The sequence below is a fragment of the Ralstonia sp. GX3-BWBA genome (assembly GCF_003290055.1).
Classification (GTDB): Bacteria; Pseudomonadota; Gammaproteobacteria; order Burkholderiales; family Burkholderiaceae; genus Ralstonia; species Ralstonia holmesii.
The window spans coordinates 128,455-149,287 of record NZ_QMKS01000029.1 but is presented as its reverse complement, the minus strand read 5'-3'; the positions used below and the strand labels follow the sequence as shown (position 1 = coordinate 149,287).

Genomic DNA, 20,833 nt, shown 5'->3' with positions numbered 1-20,833 from the left:
GGCTGGCCGGATCCATCCGAAATGCGACTCAAGGCCGATGGCGAAGTGCAGCGTCCATCTTTCTCGCCCCCTTTTTGTCTGGGAGTTTGATCCTCGCGCTCTCGTTAGCAGGATTAGACCCCGATCGCATCCACTTCCTACTTGTTAAGTATTCGCACGAGAACGAGATACGCACTGCAGGTGCGACAGGGTCTCTTGCAAGAAGTTGGAGTTGGGGGCTTGACGCCGCACCTTTGTCAGCAGGTGTCGCTTATACGCTGAAGTATGACCCGACCGACCGAGAAATGCTTTCCGCCCACATCCCGGGTAAATCTGTCCGTCCGATGGGGGATCACTTTTACATTGTGAAAGAGTCAGAGGATGGTGGTCCTCTCTGACAGGTAGTTGAATCCCAAGATAAAGAGGCGTCAGCAGCGCAGAAGGCCAAGGTGGGGCATCTGTTGTTGGCAAATTCGTGACGGGCCACCCCTCGACACTTGCACCGACCCATATGTCCGTGTTCGCTTGATTCATTCGCTCCATTGAAAGTGCCGAGAGATCCGATCGAGAAGACTGAGCTTTTAGGGGTTGCTACCGTCAAAACCGCTGGAGAAATGCCTCGGGCCATGGCGACGATGACACGACAGCATTACAGTCGACTGAGAGCGTATTTCAGGTGCGGCCATCACGGCTCAGCGAGCCTTGCCGACAACATTGACTTGGACCTTGTCGCTGCAGGCTTCATCGCTCGCATAGATCGCCAGTTCGGCGGGGCTCAATTCGTCATCACTCATGCGGGGGAGCTAGAGTTGCATGAGGAAAAACAGCGCGAAATCACGCGGCGGAAACCCCATCATGAGCTTTCAGGCCGATTGGCCGCGTGGCTGAGGGACCAGAGTCGCGTAACGTGGGAGAACATTGAGCTACTCATTGAGCTTCCCACAGGAGCGCGCCAGGCGATCCGCCCCGACGTGTTTTCGATGGCGAAGACCTACGATGCCAAGCGGATCAATCCGTGTGTGCATGAGGTCAAGATCAGCCGGTCCGATTTCCTATCCGACTTGGCGAAGCCAGAGAAACGCGGTGGCTATGCCGCGATCTCTGAGGTGATGTACTACGCCGCTCCCCCTGGAATCATCGACGCTGCTGAAGTTCCCCTCGATTGCGGGCTAGTAATTGAAAGTAAAGAGGGTATCTTCGATGTCGTGAAACGGCCCAAGAAGCGCCGTGTTGAATTGTCGACGCACCATTTCATGAACTTGATTTTGAAGCCAGGCGCGTTCAACACCGTATAGGAAGAAGGATGGACGAAACGACTAAGGCGCGCTTGCGGCCGATCTTGGAGAACAGCAAGCGTGGGAAGCCGAATTCCAAACGCGACGATGATTTTGCGGCACGTTGCTTTCGAAAGTGGCCAGCTGAGTATTCTGAGTTTCGAGCCGAGGTTGTTGGCGCTGTGGTTCGTGCAATGAACCCGTTCGCAAATTAGGTGTCTTCGCACCTCATTACGTTTCATGACGTTCGGGCGGACCTGATTTCGATAGGTTCCATGACGTTCCCCTGTGAAGGAATCGACTTGGCAGTTCGGATAGCAGCGCCCCAATAGGGTGTCTATCCACCGGTCGAAAATATGGAAGATCATGACTGAGAAGATGAAGCTGTTTCTATACCAACGCGGTCCCCTTGCGGCCGCCGTCCTTTGCATCCTCGTGAGCGCATCTGGTTTTGCCCTGGCTCAGCTTTTAGGGTGGGGCTTGTCACGTAACATCGTGGTGCTCCTGAGCACGCCGCTTGGTATCGGCGTTTGTTTGCTGGTGATGGTGCTGATCGAAGAGTTCTGCCGGTTGACCCTCGAATGATTGAAAAAGCCATGAAGGCAAAAATGTCGCTTCTTCTTGCCAGCGCAACGCTCAGCGTGGTGAGCCATGCCGGTGAACCACGCTGCGCAGAACGCATCGCACAAGGCACCGTCGCTGTCGTGCGTGTAGTTCCCGGAATGACTGTCCAGATAGATCTCCCGCCCGGTGCGCACGTCGGTAATGAGGAGCGTCCAGACTCAGGAACGAAGGTCTACTACAAGGGCGGAGCCACTCAAAGTCCGCTGATTTTCCCCACAAATCAAGGGCGATACGAGGTCTGCGCCGTACTCGCAAAAGACGGGGAGCAGCCCGATCAGCATGTGGTGCTCAGCCGCCGCAATCGGTAAGAGAAAGGCGTGACCTTCGTCTACCGGAACTCGCGGGCTATCTCCCTGGGAAGCGTGGTCCAAAACGACAGTGGAACGCAACGATGCCCGCCTTCATTGATTGGTAACTTGAATGGATGAATTCGACCATCTCAGAGGCAGGCTCGCCGAGTTGAAGCCATATCTGGACGACGACAATCTGCCGCTCATCATGGCTTCGGTAGCGAGCCGGACCGCCAGTTCTGCAGCGAAGGAGGCCATAGATAGGGCGCGCGTCGCAGAAGCGGTGATTCACCGCGCCAGGCGCGGCCGGCAGGAATAACAAGATGAGCCGTGCAAAACGATATTGCAGCTGCAGAAATTTTCGAGAAAGGCTGTGCCACTGGCCGGCCTCAGGGCATATCGGCCCATCATAAGGGGCAAAAGATCTCCGCGGAGCCCAGCGAGGAAAGGTGGAAGCCAGACCAGCACGTCGTGTTCACCGGCCGCGCCGCAAATGAAATGGTGACAGGAACAAACATGGACGAGATAGATTTCAGTTCGAGGCCGTGGTGGAGGGAGCGCGATCGAATGGCGCACCGATTTGGCCTTCCGGATTGGGCCGCACTTGAAAGCGAGATGCAGGCCGGAGGGGTTCTACGTTCGCCTGGCTGGGCCCGAGGGGATGCCCTGACAGAGCTCTGGCACGCTGCGCGTATCGATGCCGGATTCGTCATTTTGATGAGGGAAGAGGGCGGTGTCGTCGGACTCGCGAAGACTTTTGGTCCAGATAAAGTGCGCGCTGAACTGCAGATTTCCGCCGGAGTCTTTGATGACTCGGGTGGGAAATATTTGGCTGCAGTCGCGCCGGCGACTAAGTCCGTTCAAGCGTACGCTGACCTTTCAGGGGCACGCGTTCAGGCTGCGGCAGTCTTTGCGTTCGCCAGTGCCGCATCGATCCTCTGCGCTGTGGTTCTTGCGACCTTGCCGGTTCTACCTTTTTTGCTTCTTCTGCTTGGTTTCTGGACAGGGGGGACTGCTTGGCTCTCCTATGGGGATCACGTCCGGCAGCAGACAGGGAAGGATCCCTCTTGGTCGATGCGCAGAAGCCCAATAGGGAAGTGGATCCCGCTGCGGTTTTTCGGTGATGACGACGTCACCAATTAAGCAAGTCGGTTCAGACCGCTGAACCGAGAGGCGAGGCCTCAACGGCTAGGATAATCATGACTGCAATTCTGACTTTGTTGATTGCTCTGGGACTCGCACCAGCAGACGCAAGACAAGACCCGTGCAAGGCACCAGGTTGGGCGATTTCATCTGAACTTGCCACAGCCTGCGATTTCGATGACGCTCGCACCGTGGCTGAGCTCAATGTGCCGACGAGCTATACCGGTAGTCGCACACAGGCCAAGTTCATAGCGTCAAGATTCACAGACACACCGTTTGCCGCCGAGACATTGGGGGACGTTCTGCTTGTCAGTGACCGCGCGGTTTCGGTCAGCAAAGCGCCCGAGTACGTGAAGTTGATGGGGCCAGCAGGTGGATGGGTAGACGCGGGCGGTACTGTGCACGGAGCTTACGATGCTTGGACCATGAAGCTGGCGGAGACTCGGATTTCCAGCCAGCCCGCTGGCACGCTCGTTTCTTTGGTCAAGCGAAAGCAAGCACGCCCGTTCGAATGAAGTGCGTTGCCACTGAGACTCGAGGAGAGCGCTCCATGATCGATATACAACGGCCTCTTTCCCCGGTCCTAGCTTCCCTCCTCCTGAAGGAATTTCCTCACGAGGAATTAGCCGCGCTTGGCTGCGCGATTTCCAGCGCCGACAAAGCGGCCGCTGAGCGCTTCTATATTGGCTTGGAGGAACATCGCCTCGATCTTCGCAGTAGCGGCGGAGGTGAGACATTTTGCGACGCTGTGCTCGGTTATCTCGAGGCACTTCTCGACCCAGGAACAGATCTACTCAAAGCATCCGGGATTGAACTCACTGCATCGAGCAAGACGCGAACCTGGGAACAGATGACAGACATTCAACGCACAGCCCTCCGCAGGGAGGCTGCGGAACTCTATGCGGTCATCGAACCGATTTTCAACCACTAGAACGGAAGTGCGATGGAGGCGTCGCAAGATGCCTGAGCACGTCTAGGAATGAGCAAACTTCAGATTGCCGCGCACGGTAAAGGATCATCCGGGGCACTAGCAAAGCATCAAGACAAGCTGGAAAGGGAGTTTGCTGAAAATTTGTTGCGGGTCGCGCGCAAGGCAAACTCTGCAGCCGATCCTAAGCGAATCAACCGACATGAGTTGGTGACAGCCGAAGCCAGAAAACGCGGCGTCAGGTTCCTGCCTTTGCAGGTTATGCGGCCAATTTTTCAGGCTGCCGATCTGTAACGCGGAAAGATCATGGGAAGGGAAATGTCCAACATGAATCGGAATCTTAAGGCGGCCGATGTGCTGGTAGCCATGGCTGCATGCATATCCACGATAGCGGCAAATGCGGGTGTGCTTACCGACATTGGGGCCGCGGCATACAAAGCTGCGGGGGCGCCGAGCGTGACAACCGTGATCCCGCCGGGATACCAGGTTGAGGTGGGCGGGCACGATAGGCTCATGATGGGGAGCGATTTGTGCCCTCGTGTTCCCGTGCCACCTTCAACGCATCTCTGGTTCATGGGCGGCCATCCGGTGGACGGTTCGGGCTGTGTAGTGATCGGACCTAACACGCAAGAAGTGCCCGTCGTCCTTTACGGTTCGGATGGGGCTCGGACATCCGAGGTCTGGTCCGTCGACCGCCAAGAGCGAAATGGCATTCCAGTGCTTCGGCTCAAGCGTGCAAATGGCGAGTACATTGCAGACGCCAAGAGGACAGAAAAGCGTTGATCGAGATGAAGATGGTAGCGGCCGTTGCAATGGTGCGAGGCGCCTCGCGGAACGGCATTGACCAATGCATGTTTAGTCAGCACCCAACCAATCCTAGGAAAGATCAGCAATGAAAGTCATCGAACGAGTTTCCGACGCGCGCAGCCTACGCGGCTTCAAAGTAGGTGTGATCCTTGCGATCGCCGGCGCCTTGGGATCGTTTGTCACTGGATCTTCCGTTCCCCTTTGCCTTGGCCTTGCAGGCTACTTCGTGGCGTCTTGGCCTCTCGCCAAGCGGTTTGCGACGGTGGCCTTCACTGGCCGCTATCCGAAGTAGGGAGGAGACGATGAGATCGGCAGTCAAATTTGAAACGAAGCAAGCACAGCGCTTGTATGCCAGTCTGCTGGAGCACCAAGCGCAGATGTTGGCCAGCGGAGAGGCAGCGAGGCAGTTGGCTGAGAGCCGCCGAAGGTTTTGGAAATCGACGTTTTGGGCCTTTGTCGCCCCTCCGGCCATCATTTCGGCGCTCGCAACAGGGGCGCTGGCGTATGTCGGTGCGGGCCTCGAGCAGATTGTCTCCTTCGGCGGGGCCGGAGTTGCCACAACCCTCGTTGGCTTTCTCATTCTGTACCCGCGCGCCTGAATCGAAAGCACGGAGACTGTACTCCAGGAGTTTCCTCCAACCTAGGAATCGGGGTGTCAGGAATGCAGATTGTGCGTGGGCAAATCTGGCGCGAGACACGAGGTCCAAACTGCGGCCGCATCAGCAAGATCCTGCTCGTTTTGGGTGCTACTGTTTTCCTGCAGCGCTGCCGTCAAGACGGTGAGCCGATCGACACGATGCTGTTCAAGAGTTCAAGGCGTGACATGGCGGCCGAGGACGGCTGGGAATTGCTTCAATTCTGAGGCCTTGGCGCCGATCACAGAAAAGTGAGAAGCAAGGCGGCTCAAGCCGTTGCTGTCATGGGAAAATTCTGGTTGTCGTCTTTTCGGCTGGAATCCCCTGCCGGGAAGCGAACCAAGCACTCATTGCACAGCGGACACAAGGAGAGGCCCCATGCCAATCACCGCGTATTCGAGGGAGGCGCGGCGAGAGCTCGATTTAGAGCAATGGCTCGCGCTCAACGCATATCAAGCCAAGGACGATCCCGAACTGGTCAACATGCCGCCAGAGGTCCGATCGAAGGCAGCTAGCGACATTGAATGCAGTTGCTGCGGGGCGCAAGGCGCGAGGCTGGTGAGAGGTGCGCGCTCGAAAAGTACAGGCAAGGCGATCGCACAAGGCCACTTCCGCTTTCGCACGGCAGACGGCGCCAATCCTCACAGTCCGCTATGCGATTACTTTGACGAGCAGAAGGTCAGAGGCGCAGAGTACCGGACCGACTTCGGCAGCGACAAGACGGCACTCACAAAGGCCATTCGTGATCTGGTATGCCGCGGGATCACGGCGGGCCTATTCAGTCAGTCCGACATGCGGGACATGCGCTTATGGTTCCTGCGGGAAAAAGAGGCTCACGCTATAACGCTCGACGTCACGCCCGAGCTGCTCGAATGGTGCGTCGATATGCAGGCAACGCGCGCATGGACGCCCGGCAACTTGCCATTCGCGCCGGAGCATGGCGCGTTGCCTGGCTTTGATTGGGATGCTGCAGCCAAAGCCGAATGGGCACGTCGCAACGAGCATCTATTCAGCCTAGGTGTGCCGTGGGCCTTTTATAGGCGCCAGTCGATCGAACGTCCTTTGCGATTGTTGGCTCAGTATGCCGGAGAGGTCGTGCTAGACCCGTCGTGTCTGCAGGACAAGTATGAGGCTGCCTGTAAGCTTTCCAGCTTCGCTGCCACCCATCTCTTCGGTCCAGGATCGAAACCGCCGGCGATAGTTCACAAGCATCCTACCGAATGGGGGCCGATGGGACCCGCACTGTTGGCGCTCAGTGCGTTGCTGCTCTACAAATCCGATTGGGATCTGCAGCGTGCGAGCGCTCTCTATTGCCGCCTGAAGATACTGCCGCCGCTTCCGAATGGCCTCGACGGCAATTTGATGGGCCTGAACCCCTTCCATGACTACCCGGCATGGCAGGTGATCAATTCAGCGCAGCGCGTGGCAGAGGCTCGTACTGACGCTCGACCCGTGCAGCAGCAGATCGCAGGCGTGAAACATGAGCTCGAATTGCGATACAGGGAATGGCTTGCCAAGCAATAGGCTTCTGACTTGCACCCGGCCAGCGACGGTGGGGAGCCATCATGCTGCGTGAATTCAGATCTTTGGCAGCACGTCCTTCTCGAAAATTTCCATCGGCAGCATTCCATCGATCATGGCGTTGGAGGGAAGATCACGGAGTTGTTCCTGGTAGCCCGCCACGCCCATCACCGCGTAACCCAGGCGCCCGCCGGTAAGTTCGATTTCGCGCGGTGGCAACTGCTTCATGAGCTCCACCGTGGAGGACCTCATGCGCGTCATAAAAGCTTCAACAGTCATGCCTAGTTGCCTAAGTTGGGCGCGTGCCACGGGCGATGCTAGCTCATCGGGGTTGACTTTGTATGGGCGAAAATCCTTCGAAGCTGCCACCTCTGGTAGATATGCCGACATCGCAGGGTTGTCGTATGCCTGGTACTTCACGGTGACGTCTACCACCGCGAATGGAGGGGCGACCACGATTGCGTGAGGTGCGATGAAGTTGCCTTCATCAATGGAGTAGAAGTAGCGGGGCCTAGCCGATACCGAGTGTGGGAAGTGAATGGTCAGATTGCTCTTCGCCGTGTAGTTCCAGACGTGAAGCTCGTCCAGAATCCTCGAGAGAACGCTCGACGCGGTAACGCACAATCCAGGGCGGCCATCTCGAGCCACACGATTTGCGATGGCACTCGCAGCCACCAGGATCCTGTGCTCAGCGTGCTTTAGCTCGTCAGGAGAGTAGCTTCTTGCTTCGACAAGTCGAGCAACGAGATTCATTGCCGCCGGAGCTTGTGCTTCTGCGACGAGAAACGCCGGGGTGTCATGCAATCCGGGCTTTGAAGGGTCGATGCCGCGCTGTTTGAACCAGGCCTCGAGTTCGAGTTGTGTATTCGAGTCGCTTAGTTGCCAGGGGCCCGCAACTGCTGATGCTTTGGCTTCTTGGCCGCTTGCGGCCAGCAGCCTTTTCTGTTTTGCTTCTCCCACTGTGATATCCCCTATTGGCTGATGTAGTGCTGGGCGATCGAAAGGCCCGGGTCAATCGGCACCCCGAAAGTGATTCTCCGCAGCTTCGAAAGGCTTCGGAGGAGCTTCCTGCCTTCATGCCTAGTAGATAGAGCGCCCGACCTTTGAACAAGTTTGACCGATTGCCGAATAGGCTAAGTCATGCATCGGCGCCCCCCATTCTTGCGGATGCTTCGCCATGTATTCGTCGACGATCTTGAGTAGCTGAACGTCTGTCAGTCCAATGGCCTCGTTGCATTGGCTGAGTTTCTGTGTGCGCGTGTTGTCGAGGTCGCCTCGAGCTGCAAGCATCGGTGCGAACAAGAAGCCGTCCATCAACCCCTCCAGGTAATGCAGCCGAGCCGGGGCGGGTAACGCTTCGAAACGGCTTCCGGAGATGAACCCAGCCGGAGGCGTATAGACGTCCGCGGGGGGGATCTTCTGGGCATGAGCAGTTATGGCAAGAACCCCTATGGCCACTGCGGCGCCGGTGGAAGTCGTCGAGGTTTTCATTGCCGCTCCGTTGGCTCTTTCAGCGCATTGTACGACCGACAATAGACGCCAGAAGATGCATCGAAAGGCGTAGGCTCGCAACGTACCTGCTGACCGAACCGTCCCCCGCTCGGCTGGTTTGGCCAGTGAGCGGGGGTTCTGGCGCCAAGCCTAAACAGGCGCCAGCTTCTGGTACACGCTGCGCACAAACTGCTTGCGAAGCTGGTCGATCTTCACATCGTTGGCATCCTCAGAGATGCCGTTCGAGTAGACATCAGCGGCCCAAATGCCGTCCTGGAACTGTCCGAGATGCTTCGCCTGAGCAGGGTTGATGTCGAACAGATATTCCTTGTCGGGAACGACCAGGCGCTCCTGGTGACGGGGAATGTCAAACACCAACCGCGAGGAGCCGAGAGCGGCCAAACCAGCTTGGCCAAGCGACATCTCCACGCGCCACGCGCCGTAATCGTACGCGTCCGGACGGAAAATTCGACAGTTCACCCATGGATTCACCACCTGAATGATCTCCCGAACTAGGGCCGCCTTGGCAGAGCGAAGGTAGCGTGCAGCGTCCGCATCTGGACGAATGTCCAGGAACAGACCGCCCGCCCACTGACCACGGATCAGTTTCACGCTCACCAGGTCGCGCTTGTTGCGGTTGCGCGTAACGGCAAACTCACCGTCTACCTTGTGCGTCGAAGCAGACGCAAGGCGGATGTGTGGCCCGCCGAAATTCGACGGGACCAAAAAGGTGGGGGAGGCCTCGAGCGATTCGGGTGACAGTCCGTTCACCATCAGATCAACGTCGTATGCGATGTCGAGATAGTCGTCAGAGCGTTGGCGTTCCGGCGAGCGTTTGGTGATGTCGATTTGGATAGTGATACCGCAGGCGGCTGCGGCGGCGGACTCAGCCATAGGGCGGTCGTCCGACAACGTCTCCAAGTGCTCGAGAAATGCGAGGTGTCGGAAATCGCTTGGCGCATAAGTGTGACCTGACGCAAGGGAGGCAACCAGCGATGCGTACGTCGGCAGGCCATAGCCGAACGCGATCGCTTCATTCAGATGGTGTTCCTTGACAGGGATGTTCTCGGCGATTGCCGATTTGATGGCGAGCATGCTCGCCCGAAGGTCTGCGCGACGGCGCAATTGGAACGACATAGAAATCTCCGCTTGTTCTTCGCTTTCAGCCGATTACGAAGCGAAGCCCCACGATGGAGATCACTTGTCGATCGAAATGCTTTTCGCGACACTTGGTCGCGTCTCTGGAGTCGGCTGCAACTCGGGGCGAGGGCCCTGGGCGATAGGCCCGAGCCAACTGTAGCGAATGCGCAATGGGAGTGCAAGAGCGAGTAGGACGCTATGCTGCAGCACCCCACACCGGCCCAGGCGGCCGGCGACGCTCCTTCCCTAGGTGGGGCTTGCGCGTCCCTCGACTCGAGTCGGGAGTGTGGGCATTTCAGCAGTCGAGGAAAGATCCCAATCCCACAGCATTACACCCTTCTGTTCGTAGAAACGGCGTTTCTCTTTTTTGCGCGCATCGTAGTCTTCGCGCCCTTGCACCCCGAAAATCTCCATGTAGCATCGGCGCGCGGACGTGTCGTACAAAATGAAGTCGGGGAGCACCTTTCCGGCTAAGGTGTCGTCGCTGATCTCAAGGCGGATGGGTTTGGTGAAGTCGCGGCCGGCGGCTACAAGTGCGTCTGCGACCGTTTCCTCGTACGAGGATTCCACCGGGATGAACCGAGTCGACACGCGCAAGAGGCCGGCATCTATCAGCTGTAGATTCCCGTGCGTCGTTCCTTCGACTTGGAAAATGCCTACAACGTGGCCTTCTCCGCTCGATAGTGTGTTCAACACCCGGCCGAACCTTCGTTCCAGTCGCGCCAAAAGGGGCGCCTTGCAATACACCGGTTGGCCCATGTGTCCGAGTTGGAGTACATGGCTGCCGTACTTTCCCGGCTTGACCGATCTGAGCGGAGCAATGATGAAGAGCGTTTCCTTGACGGCCGTCGCCGACTTGCCGGCTGCAAGCCTGGCTTGGGCGTCCAGATAGGCTCTCGTGGAAGTGAAGAGCGGCTCAAGGCGAGCGTTCAGTAACTCCTTGTTCCGGTCGGCCGATGCCGGCGAGTATCGTGGAGGAATGTACAGAACGTCAGGCAGTGAGCGCTTCCCGATTTTCCCAGTTTGCGCGGTCAATTCCAGTTCGTATCGCACTCGGCCCCAATCTCGTTCCCAGCCTGCTCGCCAGCGATGCAGCCCCGCCTTGTTCCAAAGATATTGGAGCGTGGCGAGAAGCGTGGATCCGCGTGTCGATGTCGAGGGTTTGTCAGATTGTTCGATGGGATCCGGGGTGCGCGTCGCCGCATTGATTTTGAGCGACACCGAGTAGGCCGGAGTGATGTGGAACGTCCCGTCTGCGTCTTCAGAAAAGCATGACTTGCTTTCGGAAGACTGCCCCGACTCATGCTCCGGTTCCTTGTAGAAGGGGCAGCTCAGAACGTCATGAGCTTCACCTTCATCTGGCCAGCCGGCCAAGAAGAAAACTGCAGCCGAGCCACTGTTTGACTTGCGTCGGATCACCAGTCGCTGGGGAACTGGACCACAGAGGCACCAGCCATGGCCGGGATCAACTTTCGCCTCTGCGAACGCGTGTGAGTAGCGTGCCGGCGCTTCGCGCAAGGCAGCGAGTCTTATGCGGAGACTTCCGATGCGGACTTCAGGATTGGCGGACAAATGATCCTCTCATCGGTTTGGCCAGAAGGCTGTTGCTCAATGCACCGATGGAAGAAGGCGATTTTGCCGCCCAAGCGAACTCAATCCAGCGGAGCGTGCTTTTGCGGGTCGTATTCGCGGGCGAAATAGGCCTCGATCTCGCGGGCCGGCGCCTCGAGCGGGAAGGAGCGACAGATAAACTGCATGTCATCCTCAAGCGCAAGGCAGTACGCGCCCTCGGCAGCAATCGTTGTCGCGCTGCTATCGAGGCTAATCGTGAGGTCAATCGTGTAGGCGATTCGGCCCTTTGAGCGCACGTGCTTGATCAGGCCGATAGCGCTTTCGCTTTCGCGCAAGACACTAAACCCCCGACTTTTGAACGACTCGAAGAGGTCGTCGCTGCGTTGTTGTGCTGGACGTGCCGGCAGCGGCTGAGCGTCCAGTGCGGGCACCCGTTGCGGTGACGGATCGACCAACGTTAGGCGGGGCGTACTGGGAGAGTCGAACCGAGCAGCCTTGCCGTCGAGCTCGTTCGATGTAATCCGCGTCAGGAGCTGTGCCTTCACGAGTGAAGAAGACAACGTGCGTGCTTTTGGCAATGAGTTGCTGTACAACATGTCCATCGATTCCACTGTTCAACTTCGTTCTAACGTAATGAATGGGGTACATCTTCTGGGCAGCCCAAAGATGTAGTCCGACATCCATTCGTCGCCCTGCAAAGGTCACGTACTGGCAGTCGCTGCGTTTGCCAATCAATCGCTCAAGCGTTACCTGAACGTGTTCGGGTGGTGCGTCGACGGACCCAATTGCCAACAATCTGAAAGGACTCTCGATCTCCTGACGAACGGCTTTGAGTTCGTTCATCACGAAGGCATCTGGAATTCCCCAGCTACTGCATGCTTCGATCAGGCTGCCGGGCTCGACCAGTTCATTCTGCAGGTCGGGGTGGCTCTCAACCGCATACAAGAGAGCACTCCTAAACACCCGCCCGCGCACTTGTTTCCAATCTTTGCGCCACGTCTCAGGTAGCCGCCGAAGCATCTTCCTGAGTTCACGCAATGTCGGAGCGGCAAGAATTTCTTGTCGCACGACTTCATCAACGCCGCGGTACTTTTCGCTTTCCCAATAGTGGAAGATCGACCGATATCCCTCCCGTGAATCCAGGGAGACATCCATCAAGCCCATGAAGAACAGTTCAGATGCGATCATGGGCTGATTCTGTCAGCCTGCCGTTCGATGAGAAACATCGAATCGGCTTCCAAGCTGGGGGGTATTCCAACCGCTATAGGGTCAACGTCGAGTTGCGCGACTTGACGAATGTTGTAACTTCCGTGTTTGAGGCCTGCCTTTCAGTTACCGCTAGGTTCGATACCCCACCGAAGTGGGGCTCCTGGGTATCAACACGATTCCAGGGAAATGTTAATAGATCGAAATATCGAGCTTATCGAGACTAAACTTAATACCCCGGTGGAGGGGGGTAATAAGGTTATCTACACCTTTTTCGTCCAGAAATAAAAGATGCTTAAGACGGTATTAAGCGATATTTACCGGTTAACTAAGTTTTGACGGCGCGCACCCAACTAAAGAGGGGGGGCTTTCGTTGCTGCAGCGTCGAGCCGATCGGTTCAGAAGCCGGCTTGTCCGCCAGGTTGGCGCCGCGATAGAGCTTCCTAACAGGAACTCAATTCGTTGACGCCCGTGAACAGGGTGAGGTATCCTCGTCTCATAGTGAGTGTCGACGACGCTCGTCATGCCAGCTAGGGCCACTAGCCTAAGACTGTAGGTTGCTGCGCGGCCGACAGTTTCTGCAGTTTCACGTCGCACGCCGAAAAACTCAGTTTTTGTTTTGCGGCATCGCATCTACATCACCCAAGCGGGGAAGCCATTCCCGCGCTGGGTATGGCTTTCTCTGCATCTTCCAGCGAGAAACCATGCCTTCAATTCATAACTCCTTCAGCAGCAAACCGAAGCGGTTGTGCAGCCGTTCCCGCCGCCTCAACAAGACCGAGCTGCAGGGCTTGATCGACGATCTACTGGCCCGGCAAGAGCTGTACCGCCGGCGCGCTGACTATCCTTGGTTTCCTGGTGTACCAAATACTCGTTTGAGTTACGCGCGTGGCCAGCGACGCCTCCGACATTTGAAGCGTGCACTGAAGTCCGCACCGCGCGAAACCAATCAGCGCGGCAACGAGGTCGAGCGCTGGTTTAGGCCAAGCTCAAGCTTCACGTTCGACGCAACGCTGCGTGAGTACCAACGGTACTCGACCGATCAGGACGCCGAATGGTTTGGCGTGTGGGTCAACGTCATTCAGCGGAAGGTGTTCACCTACGCAGAGGGTGATTGCATCCTTGTCAGCTGTCCGACGGCTTTCTGTTTCGCCGCTGAGCTTGCCCACATGGAGCTGTTCTATGGTCCGGCGCCGGCGTTCATGCGCACTCTCAATGGAGACGGCTCATATTCGCGCTACGTGGAGACTCGTCCGGGTAGCGAACTGAACCAGACGAGCTGACACGCGACGTCGGAAAGACTTGCCGCGAACCCTCGACCGGGTTCGCCAATGACCTTCGAGCGAGGGCTATTGGCAAACCGGTCTGGCAACAGGCGCAAAAAATGCCGGGAAGGAATTTTGGACGAAATGTCCGAGATGCGAGCTGACGCATTCAGTCAATCCCCACGGGAGACACATTTCCCGTGCGGGAAGTGGGTCTGCCTGTGGCGTACACAGGAGGATCAAGATCATGCAGTTTCAGGATGTCCATAACGCAGCATTGAGGGCCTACGCCGAGGGCGAAACCCTCGTTATGGGCTTTAAGTTCGGAAAGGTCATCGGTGACAAGGGGATCGTGAAGCCGGAAGGCGATTTCCTCCGGTTTCACTACCTAGAAGACCTCGAGGCACATGTTGATGAGTCGCTTCTGCTGGACGAAACCAAGTTCTCCAGTCAGGGCTTCACCAAGATGGTCCCGACGTCTCCTTTCGCCGAGTACTTCGTGGAGGCGTAATGCCTGTTACTCAAACTCCCCCAAGGGGCAAGGTGAAGGAGTCGGCGTTCGAAGCAGAAATGGCGCGGCGCAATCCATCAAATCGACGAGACTTCTTTACGGTTTCGACGGTCGCAATGGATGTTCCGAACTACGATCCGGCCCCTTTCTATGCGACGGTCTGCAAGTCGTTCGAGAAGCAGTATGTGAAAGAGCAACGCCGAATTGAGCGTGCCCAGCGCGCAGAACTGCGAGCTCAGAAAGGCGTGGCCAAGTCTCGTCGACCGGGCAAGTTCTCGGAACCCACGACTGTCATGTCGATGGAGAGCATGCCCGAGCAGACTACTGCGGAGATCCATGCATTCATCCCAATCGAGGCATATGACGACGTTCCCTTGCTCTCTGATGAGGAGATCCTGGGGCTTGCCGCTCGATGACCTCACAATTGATGCGGTCGATCGGTGAACGGCTTCGGCTGTGGAAGTCGGAAGTTTGGGCGCGGCCGCTGTTGCTCGTTGAGTGGTGCGGAGCCGGCCTAGGCGTACTTGGTGCGGAGGTGTTGGCGCAGAAGTCTGCGTACTCAGCCTACGGCTGGGTTATCTGGCTCGTTTCCAACGTCCTTTGGATCGTGTTCGCGCTGAAGAAGCGGGCGTTCGGCCTGCTAGCGATGCAGTTGGTGTTCACGGTTACGTCCCTCCAAGGGGCCGTGAACTGGCTGCTCTAATGACATTTTTCAACCCGTTGCGGGGACTTTGTTCCCCAGCATCGGGGAGCATGTCTTCGCCTCTTCTAGGAGAAGTGAATGAACGTGCATGTGTTTGGTGGGGTACTCGTCGTTTTCGCGTTCCCGGCATTGCTCGCGGCAGCAGCGATGTTCGGTGACGCGATCTATGTGAAGTAACCCGTGTGCATATTGGGGGCCGACGATCGTCGGCCCCTATTGTTTTGGAGATTCGGAATCATGAACGAAATCATCAAGCAATATTTCCAGTTCGTTTTGGCGAGCTTGGGGTACCCGATCGATGACATCCTGTGGAGCCTTTCGCACTGCCAGGGTGACGGCATGCGATTCACTGGCAAGATTGCTGATCGTGTTGTCGCAAAGCGGCTATTGCGCGACCGCCCGGTATTTCTTGGGCTCGCTCTCTCCGCGATCGACAAGGGTGAGACGATCAGCATCTCTGCACTGCGTAGTAGCAACTATGTGCACGAGAACTCGATGGAGGCTGACCGCAGTTTCGATACGGAGCTCACACTGGCCGAGGATAAGGCCATGAGTCTCTTGCTTTCGTCGGTCAAGGAAGACATCGTCAATGTCTCAATGGACCTACGGAACAAAGGGTACGCCATACTCGAGTCATCGCCTTATGGCGCTGAAGTGCTGGTGCGCCGGGAGATCGGGGACATCACGGCGAAGGTGATCGTCGACCGTGACGAGTTTTTCCCGGCCCCTGAGAGCGGCGAAGCGCTTTTCGACGTCATTGATTTGTTCGAATTCGCCAATGGCCGTTCCAGCGCAGTCGCTGTGTCGGTTGTGATCGAGCATGCCGGTATCGAAGTCGGCTCTGCACACTGCGGCGGACATTCATCGAGCGGCCGGTGGGAGGATCTAGTCGGGCAAACTGACTTCCAAGGGCTGTCCCGCGGTTTGCTTGCAGACGCCTGCGCGGAGGCGCGGCAACGTCTTGGTGCTACCAAAGTTGCGCGAGGTTCCGCCTAAGCGTGGATTGGCAATCCCCAGTCGGGAACTGCCGGTGACGCAGTAAAGCAGCGCTTGCCCTTCAGGACGGCAGTCCTGCGACGGATGCATCTAACTGCATCCTTGATCGTATTAGCGTGAACAAGGCCACCCCCCCCCCGGGGTGGCCTTTTTTCATTCTCGTGCCAGATCGATAAAGGTGTGTGCTACTGCAGTTGGAAAAAGCCCGCCAATACGACGCGTTTCGAGATGGCAGGGGGAAGAAGCCGGTGAGAAGATACTTGCGGCCTCCCTCGGGTGGGGCGACAGACAAAGACCAGTACAAGGCTAAGGGCCCAGGAGAGACATGGCGATCCGTGTTCAATCGCGTGAGCAAGCTGCACAACTCATTCGCAATGGGCTGAAACCCGAAGACATAAGGCGCTGGCCACAGATTGCGCTTCCTCAGTTCCTGCTTGATGACATTGTCGTTCAGGAACTCGAGTGCCTAGGCATTCGGAAAGGACATCGTTCCTATGACGCACGTCGCCAGGGGCTCCTTGCCGAGCTTGGCCAGCCGGCTGCAACGGTCTCAATGGACTGGGGCAGGATCATCGCGCGGCACGACGAGGCGGATACTCCGCCGTCGTTTTCGCTCGTCTTCGTACTCAAATCGCTTGAGGGAGTCGCCACTGCTGAGAGTACCCGAAGACTCACGTCCGAATTCGATGCGGAAGCAATTCAATTCGCCGTCGGGAGAGTCATCGAGGCGAAGTTTGCTGATATCGAACGAGCTGGCGCGGAACTCACTGAGGGCTCCTACGCTGGCGAGATACTCAAGTTCGATGTCCTGGACACCAGGCGCGTGAACTACCGTGAACTCAGTGAGAGCCTGGCGGACTTCGTCGAGCATTACGACATCCCGGGAATGCTGAACGACGAGTCAGTCGTCGTTCGTGGGAGCGAGGAATCGGCTCGCCGGTATGTTCGCGCTGGCTGGGCCGCATAAGCACGTGGACAAAATTGTCTACGGTGAATTCCGCTCGCGGTTTACAGCCTGCTTGAAACGGCTGCCGGCGGAAAATCGAACGGTTGTTACAGCCGGAACCTGAATCTTCTCTCCGGTACCAGGATTGCGGCCGCTTCGTGCGCGTCGTCGTGTAGCCGAAAACGTGCCGAAGCCCATGATCTGTACAACGTCGCCCCCTGCAACAGCATCGGCAACCACCTTTTCAAATGCGTCCAACCAGCGGATGACTTGCGCTGAAGAAGTGTTGCTGTGGTTCGCAATTGCCTTGGCCAGATCCTTCCTGTTCATACGCTCCTCGATGTAATCGACGCGGTTGCGCGACGAAGTGTAGGGCACCAGGCTAGGGTTGAATAGATTGTCAGCTCCTAGCCACCAGCGCTGCTGATTCTTGACAGGAACCGAAGGGTTTTCGGAGGCAGCGCTGAGTAGACTTGCATCCGCGTAGTTGACAGGCAGAATTTGAAGCGGTGTATGGGTGATTACGAAGCAGTGTTTGCGGCCGGTGCCGAGATTCCACTAGGGTGATTGAGTGGTTACTGCAAGGTGGGTTATATACGCACAGGCGCTTGTAACCCAAAGCTGAGGCGAATCTCCGATTCGCCCAAAACCAGCTTTCAAAGAACAGGGGCCCGCTCGCACTGCGCTTGCAGCTGGCGAATAGAGGAGAGGAAGAATATGGCTGAGTCTGACAGCGCCGCTACTGCAGCGATTCAATTTGCAGTGCAGACGACCGAAGGCATTGAGTTCTTACGCTGCTGGCAGGAGGGCGATTTCGCTGCAATCCGGCGGGATTGGCCTGACGCTCCACCTGGTGTATTCGAGGGAGTGGAACATCCGCGCCTTCCCAGTGACGTAAGCACGGATTCGCGAGCAGCTTGTGGGAACGGAAACATTGACATGCGTGCCCTGGGAGAACTTCTATTGGAAGCGGCACGTCGTCCGAACAGGGGAGGGGGGATGGTGATTAGTGCCCCTGGCGTTCTGACCATCGCAGCGCGCGCGCTGAAGGAGCTCGCGCAACCCTTCGATGAAACTGAGCATGACGCAGGTTATCTTCGCGAAACGCATCAAGATCGACTTGACGAAGCGCAGCCTGGGCTCTCGGCCTACTCACTAGAGACCATGGCCAAGCATCTTGAAATGTTGAGAACGGCTGTGGTGGAACGTGACGTCAGCAAGGTTGGTCAGTTCTTCAACGTGTACGTGTTTTCCTAACGGAATATTTTTTTCGCTGCTGAGCGTACGGCCGGCGGCTCTTAGGCGGTGACCGCACTATGTGGAACAGTATTCGATCGAAATGGAAAGGACTCCTGGCTCTTGCTGTCCTGTTGACAGCTGGTGGCGCGTTCTTGGGGCACCAAGCCGGTAGTAGTGCAGGGGAGCGAGCAAAGGAAAGATTGCAACTCGTGTTACCAGCAATCGACAGCCTGCCCGAACACGATCGGGCGTTGCTTGTCGGACTCGCTATGACATGCAAGCTGGAGAATCGGCCCGCGGAGGTTGATGAGGTAGTTGCCTGCCTGCGAGATGCTGCGAACGATCCAGACGCATTCCTTCCGAAGGGTGTCGACAAGGGCGCCGTGCCGGGAAGGCTTGAGCAACTGCTTCAGCATCGAGCTTAGTCCAAAAGCGTCGTTTTCAGCCGCCTCGAACACAGACGGAAACCGAGAGCAATGAGCGATCAGACTTTGAATTGGGATTCAGCGAGCACCGCCGCCTTCGAACAGTGGCAGAGTGAGCTTTGCAATGCCAACGGCAAAGCGTTGAGCGATCAAACGCGGAAGCAGCGGCTAGCCATGTATGGCAAGTTCCTGAAGTTTCTATATGCGCGTGAGGTTCCTCTCTCGGTACTCACCGTTGGTAGCGCAGAAATCGAATTGTTCTTGGCGTCGCTCACCAACAGTGCAGGGACCGGTGAGCCGAATCGAAGTACGTCCCAGCGTTATGTGCGCTTGATCAGTGACGTGATCGATCAGCTTGTCTCGCTTGGGTTGCGTGATTCGAACCCTTCGTCGGAACTGCTCAAGCAGTTTAGTGAGCGAGGTGCTGATAGGTCGGCCGACAAGCTTCCGGAGTGTCTTGATGCGGAGCAGGATGCAAATCTACGGCGACACATTCTCCAAATGCCAACCGACACTTGGACCGCTTGCAGGAATCGGGCAATGTTGGCGTTGTTTGCGGGTGCCGGCCTGACGCTGTACGAAGGCATTCATATGCGTTTGCAAGATGTTCACTTGGCCAAGGGTGAAAAAAAACGCCTGGTCACTCCAGCCACTCCTAGCGGCTCGCGAAAAGTGCACGACGTTCCGCTGGCTGAATGGTGCGTAGAGCCGTTGGCCGACTGGATTAAGTGCCTGCATCTTCGCGGGGACGACTGGACCTTCTTGTTTCCATCCAGCACGGGCGGATTGAATCCGGATCCAATCGATGAGCCTCTCGCTGAGAACAGCGTGTACTCGTTGATTAGCACCGCACTCGTCGCTGTTGGCTATGCCGGCGCCGACAAAGGCGCAGCGATCTTGAGAAATACCTTCGCGCTCAGAAACCTGGTGGCGAACACCAGTCAGAACGATCTGCGCTCCTGGATGGGCCTGGAGACCGACTACCAGCTGTTTCGGATTGCCCGGCGACGCGGGTTATGGGCCACGGAAGATCGGCGCCCTGTTTAAGCCCAGGTGGCATTCACAGGAGTCAAGTTGGGCTCCTAGATGAAGCCGCCGGGAATCCGATGCGTCGAGCAAAAAGTTGACAGCCAGGCGCAATGAATCGGCTGTCGCCGCTGTAGACGTCTATACCCCCTGCGCACACCAAATGCAATTAACGGGCAGGCTTAATCTCTAGACACCTTGCGCCGCTCCGCGGCTGAACACCCGCAACCAAGCATAGGGGCAGGTGCGAAGCGACGAGCCAATGAACTCCGCGCGGCCTATTTCCAAGCCCTTGCTGGCGCAAGGCGCTCAACATCAAGTGCCCAACGATCACAAAGCGCGGCGAGACAACAGTCGACAGGCCTCCTATAGGTGGCCTGGTGTTCGACTACGACGTCTGGTAGCCATAGGGTCTGTGCATCGTCCATCGAGCGGGTGTATCGGGGAACCTCGCTTCGCTTGCGATCGCCGTCCCGTTGCCCGGTAACGATCGTTTCACCCTTGCGCGAGTCGATACAGACGGTCGGGTAGCCCTGTAGCAAGCCAATGTCCGCGTCAAGCTGGTAGTGACCATCACCGTACTGTGCACAGACGCCGATCCCCAACGCAGCGGACTTCAGCAGCTTGATCACTCGTCGCTCCCTGCGGCGCCAGTAGCGATCTACACCTGCGTCGAGTTGGCGTTCGATCCAAGCTGTGGCCGCATCCTGTTGGTATTCAAAGGGCCAGACAAACTGTTCACCGAACAAATCTTCGACGGCTCGACGAGCAAGACGGTCGCCTCGGAACCATTCGAATGCAACGCGGTGCTTCCTCAGTTGCGAGTGAGCGAGCTCCTCGAAATGGCCAGCGCCAGGAAAAACAGCGACAAGGCTAATCGCACACTGGCCGACCACTCGCAGTTGTTGCTGGCGCTGAGCTGGATTGCCGCTACGGCCGATCTTGATCAGCCCGTGCATGTTTTGCATGACGTACAACGACATCGCGCGCGTTTCGTCATTTAGCAACGAGGGGAGTTCAGAGAATTGTGCTAGCTCGAACAGGATCATGACTGGTCAATCACCTAAATTTGAGATGCGAAGTGGACGAGAGTCGTTGTACGTCGATGAATC

General features: G+C 57.1%; 29 protein-coding genes. 20 read left to right on the top strand and 9 right to left on the bottom strand.

Annotated features, from left to right (window positions below; genetic code table 11):
• Nucleotides 1-605 precede the first annotated feature (605 nt).
• The 12 genes from DOD19_RS27275 (at nt 606) to DOD19_RS27220 (ending at nt 7,204) form a co-directional block, all read left to right on the top strand.
• Nucleotides 606-1,274, top strand: a complete 669-nt coding sequence (locus DOD19_RS27275; RefSeq protein WP_231973461.1) for a hypothetical protein — start codon at nt 606-608, stop codon at nt 1,272-1,274.
• 345 nt (nt 1,275-1,619) lie between these two features.
• Nucleotides 1,620-1,838, top strand: coding sequence for a hypothetical protein (locus tag DOD19_RS27270; protein ID WP_024979642.1), 219 nt, complete (start codon nt 1,620-1,622; stop codon nt 1,836-1,838).
• Nucleotides 1,835-2,185, top strand: a complete 351-nt coding sequence (locus DOD19_RS27265) for a hypothetical protein (protein WP_152543768.1) — start codon at nt 1,835-1,837, stop codon at nt 2,183-2,185. The genes DOD19_RS27270 and DOD19_RS27265 overlap by 4 nt, the downstream gene beginning before the upstream one ends.
• A 112-nt stretch (nt 2,186-2,297) precedes the next feature.
• Complete coding sequence (locus DOD19_RS27260) at nt 2,298-2,486, top strand: hypothetical protein (protein WP_024979644.1); 189 nt, start codon at nt 2,298-2,300, stop codon at nt 2,484-2,486.
• Between the two features lie 11 nt (nt 2,487-2,497).
• Nucleotides 2,498-3,310 carry a hypothetical protein gene (locus DOD19_RS27255; RefSeq protein ID WP_024979645.1) on the top strand — a complete coding sequence of 271 codons (813 nt, stop codon included), beginning with the start codon at nt 2,498-2,500 and terminating at the stop codon, nt 3,308-3,310.
• Nucleotides 3,311-3,366: 56 nt separating this feature from the next.
• Nucleotides 3,367-3,825, top strand: a complete 459-nt coding sequence (locus tag DOD19_RS27250; protein WP_024979646.1) for a hypothetical protein — start codon at nt 3,367-3,369, stop codon at nt 3,823-3,825.
• A 35-nt stretch (nt 3,826-3,860) separates the two neighbouring features.
• Nucleotides 3,861-4,241 (top strand): hypothetical protein, encoded by a 381-nt coding sequence (locus tag DOD19_RS27245; protein ID WP_024979647.1) that lies wholly within the window; start codon nt 3,861-3,863, stop codon nt 4,239-4,241.
• 48 nt (nt 4,242-4,289) lie between these two features.
• Complete coding sequence (locus DOD19_RS27240; protein WP_024979648.1) at nt 4,290-4,532, top strand: hypothetical protein; 243 nt, start codon at nt 4,290-4,292, stop codon at nt 4,530-4,532.
• A 598-nt stretch (nt 4,533-5,130) separates the two neighbouring features.
• Nucleotides 5,131-5,337 carry a hypothetical protein gene (locus tag DOD19_RS27645; RefSeq protein ID WP_048932976.1) on the top strand — a complete coding sequence of 69 codons (207 nt, stop codon included), beginning with the start codon at nt 5,131-5,133 and terminating at the stop codon, nt 5,335-5,337.
• 10 nt (nt 5,338-5,347) lie between these two features.
• Nucleotides 5,348-5,644 carry a hypothetical protein gene (locus tag DOD19_RS27230; RefSeq protein ID WP_024979650.1) on the top strand — a complete coding sequence of 99 codons (297 nt, stop codon included), beginning with the start codon at nt 5,348-5,350 and terminating at the stop codon, nt 5,642-5,644.
• Nucleotides 5,645-5,706: 62 nt separating this feature from the next.
• Complete coding sequence (locus DOD19_RS27225; protein ID WP_024979651.1) at nt 5,707-5,907, top strand: hypothetical protein; 201 nt, start codon at nt 5,707-5,709, stop codon at nt 5,905-5,907.
• Between the two features lie 151 nt (nt 5,908-6,058).
• Entirely contained in the window at nt 6,059-7,204 is a 1,146-nt protein-coding gene (locus DOD19_RS27220) for a hypothetical protein (RefSeq protein ID WP_048932977.1), read from the top strand.
• Between the two features lie 54 nt (nt 7,205-7,258).
• Here the strand turns inward: DOD19_RS27220 and DOD19_RS27215 are convergent, their stop codons facing one another.
• The 6 genes from DOD19_RS27215 to DOD19_RS28100 all read right to left on the bottom strand — a co-directional run bounded on the left by DOD19_RS27215 (nt 7,259) and on the right by DOD19_RS28100 (nt 12,592).
• Nucleotides 7,259-8,161, bottom strand: coding sequence for a hypothetical protein (locus DOD19_RS27215; RefSeq protein WP_231973459.1), 903 nt, complete (start codon nt 8,159-8,161; stop codon nt 7,259-7,261).
• A gap of 120 nt (nt 8,162-8,281) precedes the next feature.
• Nucleotides 8,282-8,692, bottom strand: a complete 411-nt coding sequence (locus DOD19_RS27210; RefSeq protein ID WP_024979337.1) for a hypothetical protein — start codon at nt 8,690-8,692, stop codon at nt 8,282-8,284.
• 150 nt (nt 8,693-8,842) lie between these two features.
• On the bottom strand, nt 8,843-9,829 hold the full coding sequence (locus DOD19_RS27205) for a hypothetical protein (RefSeq protein ID WP_024979338.1): 987 nt from the start codon (nt 9,827-9,829) through the stop codon (nt 8,843-8,845).
• A gap of 249 nt (nt 9,830-10,078) precedes the next feature.
• Nucleotides 10,079-11,350, bottom strand: a complete 1,272-nt coding sequence (locus DOD19_RS27200) for a DUF1173 family protein (protein WP_231973587.1) — start codon at nt 11,348-11,350, stop codon at nt 10,079-10,081.
• A 134-nt stretch (nt 11,351-11,484) separates the two neighbouring features.
• On the bottom strand, nt 11,485-11,739 hold the full coding sequence (locus DOD19_RS28105; RefSeq protein WP_231973457.1) for a hypothetical protein: 255 nt from the start codon (nt 11,737-11,739) through the stop codon (nt 11,485-11,487).
• Nucleotides 11,740-11,743: 4 nt separating this feature from the next.
• Entirely contained in the window at nt 11,744-12,592 is an 849-nt protein-coding gene (locus tag DOD19_RS28100) for an NADAR family protein (RefSeq protein WP_231973456.1), read from the bottom strand.
• Nucleotides 12,593-13,314: 722 nt separating this feature from the next.
• Here DOD19_RS28100 and DOD19_RS27190 point away from each other — a divergent pair.
• The 6 genes from DOD19_RS27190 (at nt 13,315) to DOD19_RS27165 (ending at nt 17,052) form a co-directional block, all read left to right on the top strand.
• Entirely contained in the window at nt 13,315-13,893 is a 579-nt protein-coding gene (locus DOD19_RS27190) for a hypothetical protein (RefSeq protein ID WP_024979341.1), read from the top strand.
• 229 nt (nt 13,894-14,122) lie between these two features.
• A complete protein-coding gene (locus tag DOD19_RS27185) occupies nt 14,123-14,386 on the top strand; it encodes a hypothetical protein (protein WP_024979342.1) in 264 nt (87 codons plus the stop codon).
• Entirely contained in the window at nt 14,386-14,802 is a 417-nt protein-coding gene (locus DOD19_RS27180) for a hypothetical protein (RefSeq protein WP_024979343.1), read from the top strand. The genes DOD19_RS27185 and DOD19_RS27180 overlap by 1 nt, the downstream gene beginning before the upstream one ends.
• Nucleotides 14,799-15,089: a hypothetical protein gene (locus DOD19_RS27175; protein WP_024979344.1), complete on the top strand. Its 291-nt coding sequence runs from the start codon at nt 14,799-14,801 to the stop codon at nt 15,087-15,089. Before DOD19_RS27180 ends, DOD19_RS27175 begins: the two co-directional genes overlap by 4 nt.
• A 237-nt stretch (nt 15,090-15,326) precedes the next feature.
• The gene (locus DOD19_RS27170) at nt 15,327-16,085 is read left to right on the top strand and encodes a hypothetical protein (RefSeq protein WP_024979345.1); all 759 of its coding nucleotides are present in this window, start codon (nt 15,327-15,329) and stop codon (nt 16,083-16,085) included.
• A 325-nt stretch (nt 16,086-16,410) separates the two neighbouring features.
• Nucleotides 16,411-17,052 carry a hypothetical protein gene (locus DOD19_RS27165; RefSeq protein ID WP_024979346.1) on the top strand — a complete coding sequence of 214 codons (642 nt, stop codon included), beginning with the start codon at nt 16,411-16,413 and terminating at the stop codon, nt 17,050-17,052.
• A gap of 18 nt (nt 17,053-17,070) precedes the next feature.
• Here the strand turns inward: DOD19_RS27165 and DOD19_RS27160 are convergent, their stop codons facing one another.
• Nucleotides 17,071-17,361: an HU family DNA-binding protein gene (locus tag DOD19_RS27160; RefSeq protein ID WP_080693743.1), complete on the bottom strand. Its 291-nt coding sequence runs from the start codon at nt 17,359-17,361 to the stop codon at nt 17,071-17,073.
• Between the two features lie 387 nt (nt 17,362-17,748).
• Here DOD19_RS27160 and DOD19_RS27155 point away from each other — a divergent pair, with 387 nt between their 5' ends.
• The gene (locus tag DOD19_RS27155; RefSeq protein WP_024979347.1) at nt 17,749-18,288 is read left to right on the top strand and encodes a hypothetical protein; all 540 of its coding nucleotides are present in this window, start codon (nt 17,749-17,751) and stop codon (nt 18,286-18,288) included.
• Nucleotides 18,289-18,482: 194 nt separating this feature from the next.
• Here the strand turns inward: DOD19_RS27155 and DOD19_RS27150 are convergent, their stop codons facing one another.
• Nucleotides 18,483-18,686 (bottom strand): hypothetical protein, encoded by a 204-nt coding sequence (locus DOD19_RS27150; RefSeq protein WP_024979348.1) that lies wholly within the window; start codon nt 18,684-18,686, stop codon nt 18,483-18,485.
• A gap of 60 nt (nt 18,687-18,746) precedes the next feature.
• Between DOD19_RS27150 and DOD19_RS27145 the strand changes: the two genes are divergently transcribed.
• Nucleotides 18,747-19,742 carry a site-specific integrase gene (locus DOD19_RS27145; RefSeq protein ID WP_024979349.1) on the top strand — a complete coding sequence of 332 codons (996 nt, stop codon included), beginning with the start codon at nt 18,747-18,749 and terminating at the stop codon, nt 19,740-19,742.
• 257 nt (nt 19,743-19,999) lie between these two features.
• Here DOD19_RS27145 and DOD19_RS27140 read toward each other — a convergent pair whose 3' ends face one another.
• A complete protein-coding gene (locus DOD19_RS27140) occupies nt 20,000-20,770 on the bottom strand; it encodes a GIY-YIG nuclease family protein (RefSeq protein WP_024979350.1) in 771 nt (256 codons plus the stop codon).
• Nucleotides 20,771-20,833: the final 63 nt, after the last annotated feature.